Origin of the sequence: Actinomadura physcomitrii, assembly GCF_008923205.2 — a bacterium.
Classification (GTDB): Bacteria; Actinomycetota; Actinomycetes; order Streptosporangiales; family Streptosporangiaceae; genus Spirillospora; species Spirillospora physcomitrii.
Genome location: NZ_WBMS02000004.1, coordinates 180,049 through 193,422, shown reverse-complemented (window position 1 = coordinate 193,422; position 13,374 = coordinate 180,049). Strand labels below are relative to the sequence as shown.

Here is a 13,374-nt window from a genome sequence, read left to right as displayed (position 1 = left end):
TCTCACCGCCTGGTTTCGTGATCCATCGTCGTCGTTCGTGACGGCTAACGCATCTCTACCAACCGGTAACCATTCTCCCCGGTCAACCGGGGTACGCACCTTTCGAGGACCCGTTTTTCGAGGAGAACGGAGGGGAGCCATGCACGCGCGAATCGGGGACCTGCTGCACGTCCACGGCACCGTCGTGGGCCAGCACGACCGCGTCGGCGAGATCATCGAGATCCGCGGCGAGAGCGGCGGCCCGCCGTACGTGGTCCGGTTCGAGGACGGCCACCAGACGCTGGTCTACCCGGGGCCGGACGCCGTCGTCGAGTCCCGCGAGACCGCCGGGCACCCCGCCCGGTAGCGGACGGGCCCGACGCGTCCCGGCCCCGCCCGGATCCGCGCGCGCCGGGATGCGTCCGGCGCCGCGGATCGGGTACACCTGCGATCATGGAGAGCACCGTGGTCCGGGTGGCCACCGGGACGCAGGAGGCCGTGCACGACATCACGGCCGAGTGCGAGCGGTTCGCCGGCGCGGCCGGCGGCGACGGCCTGCTGCACGTGTTCGTGCCGCACGCCACCGCGGGCATCGCGATCATCGAGCTGGGCGCGGGCAGCGACGGCGACCTGCTCGCCGCGCTCGGCGACCTGCTCCCGGCCGACGACCGGTGGCGGCACCGGCACGGGTCGCGGGGGCACGGCCGCTCGCACGTCATGCCGGCGCTCGTCCCGCCGTACGCGACGCTGCCGGTGGTGGACGGCCGGCTCGCGCTCGGGACCTGGCAGTCGGTGGCGCTGGTCGACCTCAACGTGGACAACCCGGATCGGCAGGTCCGGCTGTCCTTTCTCCGGGGATGAACGGGGTGAGCGGGGGAATCCTCCCCTCCCGGGGGCACGGCATGACCGCGCGTTGTCACTTTCTGTGGAGGTCCTGTGACGACGCTCGCCGTGTTCGGGCCAATGAGCCCACCAAAAGCCGGGAAGACACTTGCGCTAGGGGCCCTCACTTGTGTGGACTGTCCCGCAAACACCGCACGGGTGCGGGCAGGCCGCCCGTCACGACGGGGCCTGGAGACGAGAAATGCGCGGGACACCGTGCGGACTGACGACAATGGGAGGACTTTCGTGAGCGCGACCGCGGGTCAGGCGCAGTCTGAGCGCAGCCTGGCCGAACGGCTCGGCCTCAAGCCGGGCCAGGTGGTGCAGGAGATCGGCTACGACGACGACGTCGACGAGGAGCTTCGCCGCTCCGTCGAGGCCGTCACGGGGACCGAGCTGGTCGACGAGGACTACGAGGACGTGGTCGACATCGTGCTGCTGTGGTGGCGCGAGGAGGACGGCGACCTGTTCGAGGGCCTGACCGACGCGATGATCCCGCTCACCGGCGGCGGCAACATCTGGCTGCTGACGCCGAAGGCGGGCCGGGACGGGCACGTGGAGCCCAGCGACATCGGCGAGGCCGCGCAGACGGCCGGGCTGTCGCAGACGAGCAGCGTCAGCGCCGCGAAGGAGTGGTCCGGAACGCGGCTGGTCGCGCCCAAGGTCCACAAGTAGCCGCACGGCTCCGGACGTCCGCCGCCGCGCGGGCGGCCGGGCCGTCCGGCTCCGGCGGCGGGTGGCAGACTGGGCCCGTCCCCACGCCCGTGGGGGCGCCCATACCCCCCGCCAGGCGGGGACGATCCGCGGGAGAGGCTTTGTCGGTTGAGGTAGGCGACAGCGCACCGGACTTCGAGCTGAAGGACCAGCACGGCACGCCGGTGAAGCTGTCGGACTTCCGGGGCGAGAAGACCGTCGTCCTGGTGTTCTATCCGCTGGCGTTCAGCGGCGTGTGCACGGGCGAGCTGTGCCAGATCAGGGACGAGCTGCCCACCCTCGGCGGCGACGACGTGCAGGTGCTGGCCGTGTCGGTCGACTCGGTGTTCGCGCTGCGCGCCTGGGCCGAGCAGGAGAAGTACCAGTTCCCGCTGCTGTCGGACTTCTGGCCGCACGGCGGGACGGCGCAGCGCTACGGCGTGTTCGACGAGGAGAAGGGGCTCGCGGTCCGCGGCACCTTCATCATCGACGCGCAGGGTGTGGTCCGCTGGAAGGTCGTGAACGCCATCCCGGACGCACGCGACCTCGACGAGTACCGCAAGGCGCTCGCCGGGCTCTGAGCGAAACGGGCCGGTCCCGGCCGCGCGGCGGCGTCCCGCGGCCGGTTCCGGCCCCCGCACCCCTGGAGGTGTGATGCCCTGCTTCCGCTGCGGGGCACGGCAGACCGACCCCGTGCGCGGGGCGAGCCCGTGGCGACGCGGTGTCCGGGCGGACCACCAGGTGCTGGTCTGCCCCGGCTGCCAGACCGCCCACGACTGGGCGGACGATCTCGACCGCTGCGCGGCCTGCGGTTCCGTCGCGCTGGTCTGCCGGCTCGGCGAGGTCGAGTGCCGCGACTGCGGGCACACCCGGGAGGCGGTCCGCGACGACCCCCGTCCGGCCGACCTGGTGCCCTCGAGCGCGGTGCCCCGGGACGACCGCGGGCTCTCGGAGGAGGTCGCGGCGGCGCTGAGCCGGGTGCTGCGGCGCGGCCCGGCCGGCTGATCGGCGGGCTGACCTCCACTGGCCGCCTCCGGCCACATCCGGCCCGGTCACGTTCTGTGGTCGCAATCCGGAGCATTTCGGGCTTGACGCGGCATTTCGCCTGCTGGCAGGCTGCGCGGATGTCGAGCTTCCTGCGGCGTTTCGCGCACCGCGTCGCGGCGCGCTCCTGGCACGCGCCGGCGCTGGTGCTGCTCGGGGCGTTCGGCATCGGCTGGCTGTTGATCGCGGTGTGCGAGAAGCCCGGCGCCGAGATCAAGCAGCCGTGGAACTACATCTGGTACTTCTTCGTCAGCGGCACCTCCACCGGTTACGGCGACCTCTACCCGTCCTCGACGGGCGGCCGGATCGGCGGCGTGATCGTGATCGTGGCCGGGCTCACCGCGGGGCTCGTGCTGTTCGCCGAGCTGACGCTCTGGATGGCGAAGGGCAGGACGATGCGGGCCAACGGCCAGGCGCAGTTGCACGTCGAGCGGCACATCGTGGTCGTCGGGTACGAGCGGGATGGGCTGCGCGCCATCATCACCCAGCTGCGCGCCGACCCCGAGTACGCCCGCACCCCGGTCGTCACGGTCTTCTGGCCGGGCGAGCTGACCGGCGAGAACCCCGACCCCGAGCTGTACGACGTGGTCGCCTTCGACGACACCGCCTACCGGCGCGCCTGCCTGGAGGCTGCGCGGACGGTCGTGGTGGTCGGCCGCAGCGACGACGAGACCGTCCGGGTGATGCTGGGCGTCTCGGCCTACCTGCGGCGCCGCGGGGAGCCGCCCGTCCACCTGCTCGCGGGCGTGCACGACGGCGGCCGCCGCGCCGAGATCACCGAGGCGCTCGCGCTGATCGGCCCGGACATCGAGCCGGTCGACATCGACGACCCGGCCGTGGTCGCGGTCGCGATCCGCAATCCCGGCGTCGCCGCGATCTACCACAACCTCGCCAGCACCCTCGACGCCGACGGCACCCTGTACCGGGTGGACGTCCCCGAGGGCGCCGGCGAGTGGCCCCGCCTGGACGTGGCGGTCTTCCTGCTGCGCCGCGGCAGCACGCTCCTCGCCGTGGGCGAGTCGCACCGCCCGAACGCCCGCTTCCGGCTCACGTCCGACCCGGGCGAGCTGGTCCGCGGCGGCCAGTCCCTCGCGATCGTCGCCCCCGGCCGCCCTGAAATCCCCTGGCACGAGCTGTAGAAGGGCCGGGAGAGCGCCCTTGCGCCCGCTGGGGCGCCCTCCCGGCCGCCGCGGTGCGCGCGGCCCGAGGCACAGGTCAAGCCCCGGGGCCTCCCCGCGCGCCCGCGGGGTCGTCGACTTGCGGCGAGTCGTCGTTATGCGGGCCGCGATAACGACGACTCGCCGCAAGTGAACGTGTTCAGCAGGTGGGGGAGCAGGAGGAGCTGGGTGATGGCCAGGGGGTCGCTGGTGCCGGCGTCGCCCAGGCGGCCCAGGGCGTCGGGGTCGGGCAGGCCCGCTCCCGCGCGCGCGCCGAGCCGCTCCCAGATCGCCTTCTTCACGACCTGGGACTCCTCGGGCGAGACGTAGCCGTGCACGTGCAATGCGTCGACGGGGCGGCCGTCGTCGTCACGGTGCAGCCGCAGGTGCAGGGGCTTGTCGGCGTCGCCGGACGCGCCGTCCAGGACGTCGGCGAGCTCGGGGTGGTCGATCGTCGGGCGCAGCAGCAGCTCGGCCGACAGGGGCGTGCCGGGCGGGTCGAGCCGGCCCGCGACGGGCGCGAACCGCACGACGATGTCGGCGTACTTGCGCTGCGGCCGGATGTAGGCGGCGCTCTCCGGCTCGCGGCGCGCGAGCTCGGCCATGACCTGCTCGGGGCTGTAGCCGCGTTTGTCGCAGTCGCGGCGGACCTTCCAGGAGTGGCGGAGCGGCTCGGGCGGGTCGAGGTAGACGCTGATGTCGAAGCAGGCGCGGGCGAGCCGGGTGTGCAGGGGGAGCAGGCCCTCGACGATCACGAAGTCGCGGGGCTCGACCAGCTCCGGCCGGACGAGCTCGCCGGTGGCGTGGTCGTAGACGGGTTTGAGGATCGGCTCGCCCATCGACAGCAGCTGGAGGTGCTGCTCCATGATGTCGATGTGGTTGCAGTCCGGGTGCAGCGCCGTGAACGGCTTGCCGGCGCGTTCGGCCCGGTCGTAGCGGTGGTAGTCGTCGACGCAGACGGCCGTCATCCGTTCGGCCCCCAGACACCGCACAAGCCCCCTGGTCAGTGTGGTCTTGCCCGCCGCGCTGTCGCCGGCGATGGCGAGCATGACGGGGCGGCGGCCCGACCCGCGCGCCCGGAGCATATGCACAATCCGATGGGGCACCTTGCTCCTCCGTCCTGCGGAATCCGGTTTTCGACAGGGAGAGTACGGGGGCCGCGGCGCGGACGCGTCCCCCGGTCGGGGGAGAGCGGGGGTGAAGCGCGCGGGAGGCCCGGCCGCACCGGGGCTACTGGTGAGTAGCCGAGCGTTGTTATCGTGCCGGAATGGGCGCCCCCGTACGCGTCGTCCTGGTGGACGACCATGAGATGATCCTCGCCGGACTGCAGGCGATGCTGGCCGGATTCGCCGGGCGGGTGCGCGTCGTGGGGCAGGCGGGGACGGGGGAGGAGGCCACCCGCCTGGTCACCACGCTGCGCCCCGACGTCGTCCTGCTGGACGTGCGGCTCGGCCCGGAGAGCGGCCTCGACCTGTGCCGGCTGCTCACCGGCCGCGTCCCCGAGGCGCGGGTGGTGTTCCTGTCGGTGTACGACGACGAGCAGTACGTCTTCGAGGCGCTGCGTGCCGGGGCGGGCGGCTACCTGCTGAAACGGGTGGACGGCCCGGAGCTGGTGCGGCGCCTGGAGGAGGTCGCGCAGGGCGAGACCGTCGTCGATCCGACGCTCGCCGGGCGGATGGCGGTGACGGCGGCCCGGCTGACCCGCGGCGAGTTCTGGCCCGGCGCGAACCGGGGGCTGACGCAGCGCGAGAGCGAGGTGCTGTCGCTGCTGGTGGGCGGGCTGTCCAACAAGGCGATCGCGGCCCGGCTGGTGCTGAGCGAGGAGACGGTGAAGAGCCATCTGCGGGCGCTGTACCGCAAGCTCGAGGTGACCGACCGGTCCGCGGCGATCGCGGTCGCGCTGCGCGAGGGGCTGTTCCGGTGACGGCGTCGCCCTCCTCGTCGTCGCCGCCTTCGCCGGCGGAGCTGCTCGCCGGGCGCGGCAACGACCTGCTCGTCCGGATCGTCGCGGTGGCCTGCTCGGACCGGGAGCTGCCGCGGATGGCCGAGGAGCTGGCCGGGCTGGTCGTCCGGTCGGCGCGCGCGCTGACGTTCTGCGACGTGTACGTACTGGACGACGAGGAACGGGCTCTCGAATGGTCGGGCCCGGCCGTCCCGCTAGGGGAGGGCGATGTGGGCTGGGTGGCCGCCCATGGCCGTGCCCGCGCGCACACGGACGGACGAGGCGTCGCGATTCCCGTCCGCAGCGGGATCACCACGATCGCCGTCGTCGACGTGCGGTCCGCAGGTCCGTGCCCGGACGACGACGTCGCGCTCGTCACCGCGCTGGCGGAGCTGTTCGCGCCGGTGCTGTGCTCGTGCCGGCGGCTGCGGACGGCCCGCGAGCGCGAGCACGCCGCCGAGCGGTTCGCCGAGCGGGCCGTGGAGGCGCAGGAGGCCGAGCGGTCCCGGCTCAGCCGGGAGATCCACGACGGCATCGCGCAGCGCCTGGCCAGCCTCGGCTTCCACCTGTCGGCGGCGGAGCGGGCGCTGCCGGAGCACCATCCGGAGGGCCTCGCGCAGATCATGATCGCGCGGAAGCTGTGCGAGCTGGCGGCGGCGGAGACGCGGGCCGCGATCGGCGGGCTGCGCCCGCCCGTGCTGGACGACCTCGGCCTGTCGGCGGCGCTGGCGACGCTCGCCCGCGAGGCGGGCGACGGTCCGGGGCCGTCCGGTGTCCTCGACGTCAGCGTCACCGTGGAGGGCGAGCTGGAGGAGGAGCTTCCCGACCATGTGCAGACCGCGCTGTACCGGATCGCGCAGGAGGCCGTCGGCAACAGCCTGCGGCACGCGTCGGCGACGTGCGTGGACCTGCTGCTGGAGCACGCGAGCGGCCGGGTCCGGCTGAAGGTCACCGACGACGGCAGGGGGTTCTCCGTACGGGACGTGTTCGCGCAGGGCGCACGCGCCGAGCGGCCCCGGCGCACCGACTCCTACGGACTGCGCGGCATGCGCGAGCGCGCCGAGCTGCTGGGCGGCCGCGTCACCGTCACCAGCCGCCCGGGCGTCGGCACGACCGTCGAAGCCGTCATCCCCGTCCCCGCCCGCCCCAACCGGGTCAGGTGCGGGTGAGGGTGCGGAAGGCGATGCCGGCGGCGATGAGCCGGGCGATCAGCGCGTCGCCCATCGCGGTGGCCGTGGTGACCTGACCGGACGTCTTCGGCAGGTCGTCGTGGGCCAGGCACAGCGCGGACTGCGCGAGCATCTTCGCGGTCTCGCCGTAGCCGGGGTCGCCGCCGGCGACCTCGGTGACGACGCGCTTCCCGCCGCCCTCGCCGACGAACTTCACGCTGAACCAGTTGCGGGCGCGCCGCTCCGGGGACGGCCCCTCGCCCGGCGCGCGGAGCCGCAGCAGCAGCGACCGGGCGGGCGGGAGCTGCGCGAGTGCGAGCAGGGCACCGGAGCCCACCGCCATCCCGGCGGCGACGGGCAGCCGCTTGACCGCCAGGTAGTGGCCGTAGGAGAAGTCCGGGCCGTACCGGTCGAGCGCGGCGGCGGACCGGGCGACGATCTGCGGGTCGATGGTCGGCAGCGGGAGCGTCCAGCCGCCGCCGACGCGCGCCCGCGGCGCGGGCCGCCGCGAGATCCGGACCGTCCGGCCTTCCGGCCGCCCCTCGGCGCGGCGCCGCTCGCGCTCGGCGCGCATCATGCCGGTCACGTCGGCGAAGATGCCGACCGCGGAGGCGATGGTGCCGCCCGACGCGTCGCCGTGCACGCGCAGGAACCCCTCGACGTGCAGCGGGACGCCCTCGGGCAGCTGCTTCACGGTGAAGTAGGCGCCGAGGTCGTGCGGGATCGAGTCGAAGCCGCAGGCGTGGACGATGCGGGCGCCGGTGCGGACCGCCTCGTCGTGGTACTTCACGTACATCCGGTCGACGAAGGTGGGCTCGCCGGTGAGGTCGACGTAGTCGGTCCCGGCGCGCGCGCAGGCCGCGACCAGGGGCTCGCCGTACTGCACGTACGGTCCGACCGTCGTGATGACGACCTTGGCCGACCGCGCGATCTCCTCGATGGAGGACGGGTCGTTGGTGTCGGCGTGCAGCAGCGGGAGCTCCGCGCAGGCGGGGTCGATCGCGGCGGCCCGGTCGCGGACGGCGGCGAGCTTGGCCTGGTTGCGGCCGGCCAGCGCCCAGCGCGTGCCCGGGTCGGCGTGCCCGGCCAGGTACTCGGCGGTCAGGGCGCCGGTGAAGCCGGTGGCGCCGAACAGCACGATGTCGTACGGACGGTCGGTGGTCATGGCCGCGCCTCTCCCCGGTACCAGTGGTAACCCTGTACCGAACCAGATTCTGTCCCGTCGTGGAACCATCGCGAGCGCCCTGGGCCGCCGATGTGAGCGACTCCACTCGGATCGTCGCGCGCGCCCGGCCCATGCCTGCGTATGCCCTACTGTTGGCCTCTACTACGAGGGGGATGGTGGTGTGATCGGGCTCGCCGTGGCGATGGACGTGGTCGCCGTGCTCTGCCTCTGCTGGTCCCTCCTCGGCGTCCTGCGGCCCGCGGCGGTGCCGGGCGGCGGCGACGGCGGACGGTCCGTCGCGGTCGCGCTCATCGGCGTGAGCCTCATCCTGCTGTCGGTACCCCTGTGGAGCCTTCCCTAGCGGGAGCCGGGCGCGGTCCAGGCGGGCGCGTTCAGCAGGTGCCGGACGAACAGCAGCGTCGTCGGGGTCGGCGCGGCGCCCGCGACGGCGTGCCAGGGGCGGTCGAGCGGCATCCCCGGCATGTCGATCACCACGAGGCGTCCCGCCGCGAGCTCGGCGCCGACCGCGTCCCGCGACACCAGCGCCACCCCGAGCCCCGCCGCCGCGCCCGCGATCACCGCGCCGTTCGAGCCGAGGACGAGCCGGGGCGGCGCGACCTCCCGTTCGGCCAGGTAGGCGTCCGCGGACGCCCGCGTCCCCGACCCCGGCTCGCGCATCACCCACGGCGTCCGGGCGGGGGAGAAGCCGTCCGCGACGTCCGGTGCGCCGACCACGACCAGCTCGTTCGGACGCGTCGCCAGCACGGTCGCGGCGGCGTCGGAGGGCGGACGGCCCGCCAGCACGAGGTCGGCCTCGTGGGCGGCGAGGCTGCTCCACACCTGCCGCCGCGGGCCCACCTCGAGGGTCAGCTCCACGTCGGGCCAGCGCGTCCGGAACGAGGCGAGCAGCTCGGGCAGGATCTGGTCGGCGGCCGTCGTCACCGCCGCCAGCCGCAGCGTGCCGTGGCCCGGATCCGCCGCGCCGCGCGCCGCCGCCCGTCCCTCCTCCAGCAGGCCGAGCACCTGCCGCGCGTACCCGGCGTAGACGGTCCCGGCCGGGGTCAGCCGGACGCCGCGCCCCACCCGCCGGACGAGCGGGACGCCGAGGTCGCGGGTGAGCGCGGACACCGCCGCCGACACCGCCGACTCCGTCACGTACAGCCGGAGCGCCGCCGCCCGCACGGACCCGGTGTCGGACAGCGCGACCAACGTCCGCAGCCGTGCCTCTGTCACGTCCGGCCTCCTCATTCAAGTGAATACTTGATGGTCACCGTAGAACACTTGATGGACAGCGCAAGTGTGGGGAGGCGAAGCTCGACGCGTCACGGTTCCACTTGGCCGGGACGCGGCGCTCCGCCCCCATCCCCTGGGCATGCCGTCCTTCGCGGGACGGAGCCGCCGCGTCCCGCCCGGCACGCGAAGGAGATCGGCGATGAGTTCGGGCAGATGGTCGGCGGGCGTGATCCCCTACGCGGAGATGGGCTACTGGAGGCCCGACTACGAGCCGAAGGACAGCGACATCCTCGCCGCCTTCCGGATCACGCCGCAGCCGGGCGTCCCGCCGGAGGAGGCCGGCGCGGCCGTCGCGGGCGAGTCGTCCACCGCCACCTGGACGGTCGTGTGGACCGACCGGCTCACCTCCTACGAGAACTACCAGGCCAAGTGCTACAAAGTGGAGCCGGTCCCGGGCCAGGAGAACCAGTTCACCGCCTACATCGCCTACGACCTCGACCTGTTCGAGGAGGGGTCGATCGCGAACCTGACGTCGTCCATCATCGGCAACGTCTTCGGGTTCAAGGCGCTGAAGGCGCTGCGCCTGGAGGACATGCGGATCCCGACCCACTACCTGAAGACGTTCCAGGGGCCGCCGCACGGCATCGTCATGGAGCGCGAGTACCTCGGCAAGTTCGGACGCCCGCTGCTCGGTGCGACCGTCAAGCCGAAGCTCGGCTTGTCGGCCCGCAATTACGGGCGCGTCGTCTACGAGGCCCTGCGCGGCGGCCTCGACTTCACCAAGGACGACGAGAACATCAACTCCCAGCCGTTCATGCGCTGGCGCGACCGGTTCCTGTACTGCATGGAGGGCGTCAACCGGGCGCAGGCCGCGACGGGCGAGGTCAAGGGCCACTACCTCAACGTCACCGCCGCGACGATGGAGGACATGTACGAGCGCGCCGAGTTCGCCAAGGACCTCGGCAGCGTCGTCGTCATGATCGACCTGACCATCGGGTACACGGCGATCCAGTCGATGGCCAAGTGGGCGCGCGGGAACGGCGTCCTGCTGCACCTGCACCGCGCCGGGCACTCCACCTACACGCGGCAGAAGAACCACGGCGTGAACTTCCGCGTCATCGCCAAGTGGATGCGCCTCGCCGGCGTCGACCACATCCACGCCGGGACGGTCGTCGGGAAGCTGGAGGGCGACCCCAACAGCGTCCGCGGCTACTACGACACGCTCCGCCTCGACCACACGCCCGCCGACCCGGTGAAGGGCCTGTACTTCGACCAGGACTGGGCGTCGCTGCCCGGCTGCATGCCCGTCGCGTCCGGCGGCATCCACGCCGGGCAGATGCACCAGCTCCTGCACTACCTCGGCGAGGACTCGATCCTGCAGTTCGGCGGCGGGACGATCGGCCACCCGATGGGCATCGCCGCCGGCGCCACCGCCAACCGCGTCGCGCTCGAAGCGATGATCAAGGCGCGGAACGAGGGCCGCGACTACCTCGCCGAGGGCCCGGACATCCTGCGCGCCGCCGCCAGGAACAGCCGCGAACTGGACGTCGCCCTCTCCACCTGGGGCGACATCACCTTCACCTACGCCTCCACCGACACCCCCGACGCCGTCGAGACCCCTGTGAGGGTGTGACATGCGGATCACCCAAGGCACCTTCTCCTACCTGCCCGACCTGACCGACGACGAGATCGCCAAGCAGATCGCGTACGCGCTGGACCGGGGCTGGCCCTGCTCGGTCGAGTTCACCGACGACCCGCACCCGCGCAACTCCTACTGGGAGATGTGGGGACTGCCCATGTTCGACCTCGCCGACCCAGCCGGCGTCCTGTACGAGGTGAAGGAATGCCGCAAGGCGTACCCGAACCACTACATCCGGCTGAACGCCTACGACGCGCACTACGGGCGCCAGACCACCGCGCTGTCGTTCATCGTGCAGCGCCCGCCCGCGGAGCCCGGGTTCCGCCTCGACCGCGAGGAGACCTCCGACCGGCGCATCCGGTACACGCTGCACTCGTACGCGACGGACCGTCCCGAAGGCGAGCGCTACGGGGACACGGGTTGAGCGACCGTCCCGGGTTCGGCATGCGACCCTCCGAAAACGGCTCCCCGGCGGCCCCACCCCACGCTCCCGCCGCCGGGGAGCCGGCCCCGCCGGGCGCACCGCCCCCGCTGCCGCCCGACGCCCGCGTCGACCTCGCCAAGGAGCGCGCCGAGTCGCACGCCGACGACGTCCTGGACGCCCTCGACACCGAACTCGTCGGCCTCGCACCGGTGAAGACCCGCATCCGGGAGATCGCCGCGCTGCTGCTGGTCGACCGCGTCCGCGCGCGCTTCGGCATCGACTCCGGACGCCCCAACCTGCACATGTGCTTCACCGGCAGCCCCGGAACGGGGAAGACGACCGTCGCAGTCCGGCTCGCCGAGCTGCTCCACCGGCTCGGCTACATCCGCAAGGGCCACCTCGTCTCCGTCACCCGCGACGACCTCGTCGGCCAGTACGTCGGCCACACCGCCCCGAAGACCAAGGAGGTCCTCAAGCGCGCCATGGGCGGAGTCCTGTTCATCGACGAGGCGTACTACCTGTACCGGGCCGAGAACGAGCGCGACTACGGGCAGGAGGCCATCGAGATCCTGCTGCAGGTCATGGAGAACCAGCGGGACGACCTCGTCGTCGTCCTGGCGGGCTACAAGGACCGCATGGACTCCTTCTTCGCGTCCAACCCCGGCATGAGCTCCCGCATCGCCCACCACATCGACTTCCCCGACTACGAGCCGGACGAGCTGGAGGCCATCGGGCACCTGATGATGCGGCGCGAAGGGTACGTCCTGGCCCCGGAGACCGAACCGGTCTTCCGCGACTACCTCGACCGGCGTCGCGTCCAGCCGCGCTTCGCCAACGCCCGCTCCGTCCGCAACGCGATCGAGCGCGCGCGCCTGCGCCACGCCAACCGCCTCCTGGCCGCCGCCGGTGAGGTCGACCGCGCCGCCCTCACCACCCTCGAACCGGACGACTTCCTCACCAGCCGGGTATTCACGTGACCGGTGTGATCCGCGGCACTCCGAATGAGGCGGCGATCACAGTCGGGAAAGGGATTCACCTCTTCATGTCCTAGTGTTAAGACCAGACATGAAGAGGTGGGGGAGAAGTTGCTGAACCCTGAGGATCTGTACGAGCTGGACACCGACCTGCCGGAGATGACCGGTCCGGTGCTGCTGCACAGCCTCGACGGCTTCGTGGACGCCGGATCCACCGGGCAGCTCGTGCGCGAGCACCTGCTGGAGGCCTTGGAGCACCGCGTCATCGCCCGCTTCGACGTCGACTCCCTGATCGACTACCGGGCGCGCCGCCCGGCGATGACCTTCGACCGCGACCACTGGGCGTCCTACGACGCGCCCGAGCTGGTGGTGCGGCTGCTCCGGGACGACGTCGGAAGCCCGTTCCTGATGCTGTCCGGGCCCGAGCCCGACCGGCTCTGGGAGGGCTTCACCCGGTCCGTCGTGCACCTGGTGAAGAAGCTGGACGTCGGGCTCGTCGTCGGGTTCCACGGCATCCCGATGGGCGTGCCGCACACCCGCCCGGTCGGCGTCACCTCGCACGCCACCCGGCCCGAGCTGATCACCCGCAACACCTGGTTCGACAAGGTCCAGGTGCCGGGCAGCGCCGCCGGGCTGCTCGAGCTGCGGCTCGGCGAGGCGGGCCACGACGCCCTCGGCCTGGCCGTGCACGTCCCGCACTACCTGGCCCAGTCGGCCTACCCGGCCGCCGCGGTCGCCGCCCTCGACCAGATCGTCGCCGCGACCGGGCTGGTGCTGCCGAACGAGCGGCTCCGCGAGGCCGCCGCCGCCACCGACGCCGACATCGCCGAGCAGGTCGACGGCAATGCCGAGGTCGAGAAGGTCGTCCGGGCGCTGGAGCAGCAGTACGACGCGTTCGCCGGCGCCGCCGAGCGCGACAGCCTGCTCGCCGAGTCGCAGGACATGCCGACCGCGGACGAGCTCGGCGCGCAGTTCGAGCGGTTCCTGGCCGAGCAGGAGGGCCCCGACTCCGCGCCGTGACCCGGCGGGCGCCCTGACATATCCGGCCGGGCGCTGGGTAGGCGAGCCCCGGA

The 13,374-nt window shown here is 72.8% G+C and carries 16 protein-coding genes; 13 read left to right on the top strand and 3 right to left on the bottom strand.

Going from position 1 to position 13,374, the window contains the following annotated elements; all coding sequences use genetic code 11:
- Window positions 1-139: 139 nt before the first annotated feature.
- The 6 genes from F8568_RS06850 (at window position 140) to F8568_RS06825 (ending at window position 3,737) form a co-directional block, all read left to right on the top strand.
- On the top strand, window positions 140-346 hold the full coding sequence (locus F8568_RS06850) for a DUF1918 domain-containing protein (protein ID WP_151592550.1): 207 nt from the start codon (window positions 140-142) through the stop codon (window positions 344-346).
- Window positions 347-432: 86 nt separating this feature from the next.
- Window positions 433-840 carry a YjbQ family protein gene (locus tag F8568_RS06845; RefSeq protein ID WP_151592548.1) on the top strand — a complete coding sequence of 136 codons (408 nt, stop codon included), beginning with the start codon at window positions 433-435 and terminating at the stop codon, window positions 838-840.
- Between the two features lie 267 nt (window positions 841-1,107).
- Complete coding sequence (locus tag F8568_RS06840) at window positions 1,108-1,536, top strand: DUF3052 domain-containing protein (RefSeq protein WP_151592546.1); 429 nt, start codon at window positions 1,108-1,110, stop codon at window positions 1,534-1,536.
- A 140-nt stretch (window positions 1,537-1,676) separates the two neighbouring features.
- Window positions 1,677-2,135 carry a peroxiredoxin gene (locus F8568_RS06835; RefSeq protein WP_151542501.1) on the top strand — a complete coding sequence of 153 codons (459 nt, stop codon included), beginning with the start codon at window positions 1,677-1,679 and terminating at the stop codon, window positions 2,133-2,135.
- A gap of 73 nt (window positions 2,136-2,208) precedes the next feature.
- Window positions 2,209-2,559: a hypothetical protein gene (locus F8568_RS06830; protein WP_151592544.1), complete on the top strand. Its 351-nt coding sequence runs from the start codon at window positions 2,209-2,211 to the stop codon at window positions 2,557-2,559.
- Between the two features lie 83 nt (window positions 2,560-2,642).
- The gene (locus tag F8568_RS06825; protein WP_151592542.1) at window positions 2,643-3,737 is read left to right on the top strand and encodes a potassium channel family protein; all 1,095 of its coding nucleotides are present in this window, start codon (window positions 2,643-2,645) and stop codon (window positions 3,735-3,737) included.
- Between the two features lie 134 nt (window positions 3,738-3,871).
- Here the strand turns inward: F8568_RS06825 and F8568_RS06820 are convergent, their stop codons facing one another.
- Complete coding sequence (locus tag F8568_RS06820; RefSeq protein WP_151592540.1) at window positions 3,872-4,840, bottom strand: phosphoribulokinase; 969 nt, start codon at window positions 4,838-4,840, stop codon at window positions 3,872-3,874.
- A gap of 182 nt (window positions 4,841-5,022) precedes the next feature.
- Here F8568_RS06820 and F8568_RS06815 point away from each other — a divergent pair, with 182 nt between their 5' ends.
- Together F8568_RS06815 and F8568_RS06810 are read left to right on the top strand one after the other, a co-directional pair.
- On the top strand, window positions 5,023-5,679 hold the full coding sequence (locus F8568_RS06815; RefSeq protein ID WP_151542498.1) for a response regulator: 657 nt from the start codon (window positions 5,023-5,025) through the stop codon (window positions 5,677-5,679).
- Window positions 5,676-6,866, top strand: a complete 1,191-nt coding sequence (locus F8568_RS06810; protein ID WP_328600756.1) for a GAF domain-containing sensor histidine kinase — start codon at window positions 5,676-5,678, stop codon at window positions 6,864-6,866. Before F8568_RS06815 ends, F8568_RS06810 begins: the two co-directional genes overlap by 4 nt.
- Here F8568_RS06810 and F8568_RS06805 read toward each other — a convergent pair.
- A complete protein-coding gene (locus F8568_RS06805; RefSeq protein WP_151592538.1) occupies window positions 6,853-8,031 on the bottom strand; it encodes a saccharopine dehydrogenase family protein in 1,179 nt (392 codons plus the stop codon). The genes F8568_RS06810 and F8568_RS06805 overlap by 14 nt on opposite strands.
- A 181-nt stretch (window positions 8,032-8,212) precedes the next feature.
- Between F8568_RS06805 and F8568_RS06800 the strand changes: the two genes are divergently transcribed.
- Entirely contained in the window at window positions 8,213-8,392 is a 180-nt protein-coding gene (locus F8568_RS06800; RefSeq protein WP_151592536.1) for a hypothetical protein, read from the top strand.
- On the opposite strand, the gene F8568_RS06795 is transcribed toward F8568_RS06800, so the two are convergent.
- Window positions 8,389-9,264, bottom strand: a complete 876-nt coding sequence (locus F8568_RS06795) for a LysR family transcriptional regulator (protein ID WP_151592534.1) — start codon at window positions 9,262-9,264, stop codon at window positions 8,389-8,391. The two genes, F8568_RS06800 and F8568_RS06795, sit on opposite strands and share 4 nt — an antisense overlap.
- A gap of 199 nt (window positions 9,265-9,463) precedes the next feature.
- On the opposite strand from F8568_RS06795, the gene F8568_RS06790 reads away from it, so the two are divergent.
- From F8568_RS06790 to F8568_RS06775, 4 genes are all read left to right on the top strand, one after another.
- Window positions 9,464-10,897: a form I ribulose bisphosphate carboxylase large subunit gene (locus tag F8568_RS06790; protein ID WP_151592532.1), complete on the top strand. Its 1,434-nt coding sequence runs from the start codon at window positions 9,464-9,466 to the stop codon at window positions 10,895-10,897.
- Window position 10,898: 1 nt separating this feature from the next.
- Complete coding sequence (locus tag F8568_RS06785) at window positions 10,899-11,327, top strand: ribulose bisphosphate carboxylase small subunit (protein WP_151592530.1); 429 nt, start codon at window positions 10,899-10,901, stop codon at window positions 11,325-11,327.
- Between the two features lie 20 nt (window positions 11,328-11,347).
- Window positions 11,348-12,304, top strand: a complete 957-nt coding sequence (gene cbbX, locus F8568_RS06780) for a CbbX protein (protein WP_151592528.1) — start codon at window positions 11,348-11,350, stop codon at window positions 12,302-12,304.
- Between the two features lie 108 nt (window positions 12,305-12,412).
- Window positions 12,413-13,321: a proteasome assembly chaperone family protein gene (locus tag F8568_RS06775; RefSeq protein WP_202124573.1), complete on the top strand. Its 909-nt coding sequence runs from the start codon at window positions 12,413-12,415 to the stop codon at window positions 13,319-13,321.
- Window positions 13,322-13,374: the final 53 nt, after the last annotated feature.

Bases quoted from the DNA above. Each gene is read 5' to 3' on its own strand.
- F8568_RS06850 (WP_151592550.1), top strand. From the start codon at position 140: ATGCACGCGCGAATCGGGGACCTGCTGCACGTCCACGGCACCGTCGTG.
- F8568_RS06845 (WP_151592548.1), top strand. From the start codon at position 433: ATGGAGAGCACCGTGGTCCGGGTGGCCACCGGGACGCAGGAGGCCGTG.
- F8568_RS06830 (WP_151592544.1), top strand. From the start codon at position 2,209: ATGCCCTGCTTCCGCTGCGGGGCACGGCAGACCGACCCCGTGCGCGGG.
- F8568_RS06820 (WP_151592540.1), bottom strand. From the start codon at position 4,840: ATGCTCCGGGCGCGCGGGTCGGGCCGCCGCCCCGTCATGCTCGCCATC.
- F8568_RS06815 (WP_151542498.1), top strand. From the start codon at position 5,023: ATGGGCGCCCCCGTACGCGTCGTCCTGGTGGACGACCATGAGATGATC.
- F8568_RS06805 (WP_151592538.1), bottom strand. From the start codon at position 8,031: ATGACCACCGACCGTCCGTACGACATCGTGCTGTTCGGCGCCACCGGC.
- F8568_RS06790 (WP_151592532.1), top strand. From the start codon at position 9,464: ATGAGTTCGGGCAGATGGTCGGCGGGCGTGATCCCCTACGCGGAGATG.
- F8568_RS06785 (WP_151592530.1), top strand. From the start codon at position 10,899: ATGCGGATCACCCAAGGCACCTTCTCCTACCTGCCCGACCTGACCGAC.
- cbbX (WP_151592528.1), top strand. From the start codon at position 11,348: ATGCGACCCTCCGAAAACGGCTCCCCGGCGGCCCCACCCCACGCTCCC.